Source organism: Frisingicoccus sp. (assembly GCA_016298055.1).
In the GTDB taxonomy this organism is placed as follows: Bacteria; Bacillota; Clostridia; order Lachnospirales; family Lachnospiraceae; genus Frisingicoccus.
Window position 1 is genome coordinate 1 of record JAEDDO010000246.1, and the last position, 2,377, is coordinate 2,377.

Annotated in this window: 3 protein-coding genes; all 3 read right to left on the bottom strand. The window is 40.0% G+C overall.

Annotation, left to right across the window (positions count from 1 at the left end; translation table 11 throughout):
- The coding region (locus tag QZZ35_RS11165; protein WP_291237473.1) for a creatininase family protein at window positions 1-626 on the bottom strand (626 nt) is incomplete at its 3' end.
- Window positions 627-653: 27 nt separating this feature from the next.
- Window positions 654-2,138: a sodium/pantothenate symporter gene (locus QZZ35_RS11170; RefSeq protein WP_291237474.1), complete on the bottom strand. Its 1,485-nt coding sequence runs from the start codon at window positions 2,136-2,138 to the stop codon at window positions 654-656.
- A 2-nt stretch (window positions 2,139-2,140) separates the two neighbouring features.
- Window positions 2,141-2,377: hypothetical protein (locus QZZ35_RS11175; protein ID WP_291237475.1), on the bottom strand; the 237-nt coding region annotated here is incomplete at its 5' end.

Sequence of the window (2,377 nt, forward strand, 5' to 3'; positions counted from 1 at the left end):
ATTTCTTTTGTATCTCGCACAAGTCTGACTGTACCACCTTTAAAATTCACAGCCTGAATATATGCAGCTTTCATCTCGCTTGTCGGATTTTGCGCATTAATCGGTTTACCAAGTTCCAAATGTACTGATTCTGGAGCAATCGCCATCATGGCAGACGTCTCCAAAACATCTCCGTGTCCTCCCTGGAATCTATCATCAAGCTGCGCCACCAAACTCCACCAGTCTACACTGGCACACACACCACCTTTATGATATACCTCAAGTGCCGCCCTATCAATAGAAGGAGTATTTCCGCCATGTCCATTGAGAACTACAAATCTTCGTACACCATGTTGCATCAATGAGTCCATTATTCCATGAAGCACAAGATATAAGCCCTCATATCCAATATTAATACTACCTTCAAAGCTCAAATGATACGGGCATACGCCATAAGGAACAGTCGGTGCTACGATCACATTGTCCACATCTTCAATATGATCTGCCAAATATGACGGAACCATATAGTCCGTTCCAAGTGCACTCTGTGTCCCATGCTGTTCTGTGCTTCCAACCGGAATCACAATAATCGGATCATTTTTGAATGCTTCTTTCGCCTGAGCTGTCGTCATCTTTCCAAGATACATATCATTTCCTCCTTCTTGTCTTCGCTTTTATTTTTTTTGAAAAATTGCGAAATGACGTTCAATTGTCTCCTGCGGCGGTGCCTGAGTCATATTACTAACAATAACCATAGTAATTGCTCCCAGAATTGTTGACGGGAATAATGCATGGAACCCAAACGCCATCGCCTTCACAGATGGAATCAATGTAAAGCACAAAAGAGCAATTACTCCTACTACAACCGCCGCAATTGCACCCTTTGCCGTTGATTTTTTCCAATACATTCCAAACAAAATCGGCACTACAAACACTGCCATTCCAGAAAACGCAAATAAATTAATTTCAAAAATGCTTCCCGGCTGAAATACTCCAAAACAAATTACGATGATACCGATAAGCACTGTTACAACTTTTGATAACTTCATGACGCTTTCATCTGTCGCTTTCTTATTAATAAGCTTCTGATAAATATCTCTTGTTACCGCACCAGTTGTAGTAACCAAAATACCATCAATTGTAGACATACCTGCCGCAACAATTCCAGAAATAAAAATCGACGCAAGGAATGGATTCAGTCCTCTTTGAAGAATCATCGGAACAATCTGATCTGCCTTCTCAATATTCTGGATCGATGCTATTCCATTTACACCAGCCCACTCAATCAAAGTTGCTGACAAAAACATGCCGCCTGTACCCAGGAGAACTGCCTTAAACATTGTTTTGTGATCTTTCATAGCGAAGAATTTCGTAAACAAATGTGGTTGTCCCATAGTAAAGAATGACCACAGTACAATGTTAGAAACATAATATGTCCACGGCATATAACCATTTGCACCTGGGAATGTCAAATAAGCCTCATTCATATTCTGCAATGTATGATTAATGTTTTCAAAACCGCCTCCCATCACTATTGACACAACAAACGTAACAATTGCGGTTCCTATCATAAGAGAGCCTTGAATGACATCTGTCATCATCGCTCCTTTCATTCCACCTGCCATACAATATAATATAACAATTATACCCATTCCTACAACTCCTGCCCACTCAGGAAGTCCAGTAAATACATGAACAATAACTCCTGCTCCAATGATCTGCGCTCCCATCATAGGAATCAGGAAGAACAACATCATAACTCCCAACACTCCACTCATACTTTTTGAATGATAACGGTCAGTCAGATAATCAGCCATTGTGAGAAATCCATATTCGTGTCCAAGAGTAATCAATTTTCGTCCAATCAAAACAGCAGGTAAAATCATACAAAATACTGCACCCGGTACAGAAATTGCCATTCCTGCATATCCCACTCCATAAATTGTTCCAGGAGTTCCAAGGAATGTTCCCATAGAAAACTGAGTTGAAAAATATGCAATACCGCTGACAATCACACCAGCTTTTCCGCTAAGCACAAAGAAGTCTCCAAGACTGCTTGTCTTACGACTTGCATACCATCCGATAAATGCCATGATTCCAAGATAAATCACCAGTACAGAATAAAACGGTATTGGTGATGGCTGAATTGCTCCATTCATATTTATTTTTCCTCCTTTTTCTCTTTTTCATCTTCATCGTAAACATGGTATTCTTTTCTCTTCATACACATGCGAAAATATACAATGATCAACGTAAATGTAACAGCTGTATGTGCAAACCATCCGAAAAGATAACTCGGAATGCCTCCCACAAACGGTATATACGTCTCACTGTAGAAAAATGGGAACGGAATCATAATCAGGAAAAACATAAACAAAAAGATAATCAGCCATGTCCG

Excerpts from the sequence above, each read along its gene's own strand:
- QZZ35_RS11170 (WP_291237474.1), bottom strand. The coding sequence starts at position 2,138 with ATGAATGGAGCAATTCAGCCATCACCAATACCGTTTTATTCTGTACTG.